This is a genomic window from Mesorhizobium sp. M8A.F.Ca.ET.207.01.1.1 (assembly GCF_004794715.1).
GTDB lineage: Bacteria > Pseudomonadota > Alphaproteobacteria > Rhizobiales > Rhizobiaceae > Mesorhizobium.
Genome location: NZ_SRUS01000318.1, coordinates 1 through 332, shown reverse-complemented (window position 1 = coordinate 332; position 332 = coordinate 1). Strand labels below are relative to the sequence as shown.

1 pseudogene is annotated in these 332 nt (G+C 64.2%); it reads left to right on the top strand.

The window, feature by feature from the left end:
• Positions 1 to 48: 48 nt before the first annotated feature.
• Positions 49 to 332 (top strand): annotated as a pseudogene (locus tag EN850_RS34725) (alpha/beta hydrolase); the annotation flags it as partial.

Sequence of the window (332 nt, the reverse complement as noted above, 5' to 3'; positions counted from 1 at the left end):
GCTTGCACGATAGCGATACCGGTCAGCCTGGAATACGCGGAACCGGCGATGAAGTTCATCTTCGCGCCGCAGGCCGTGCCGGGGGACTACATGACCGCCGGAGGCGGGTGGCTTGGGCTGCGGCCCGCCCATTTCCACGCGACTTCGACCGATTTCGTGGCGGTAGAAGAGGATCTCGGCCGCCTGGAGCAGCGCTATGGCGAAATCGCGATGCCGGCCGGCATTCTGTTCGGTGTGGATGACAGAGTCATCGGCATCGCGGCGCATGGCGAGCCGTTGCCGGCCAAGATCAGGGAACTCGACTCCGAACGGATCGAGGGGCTCTGGCATAT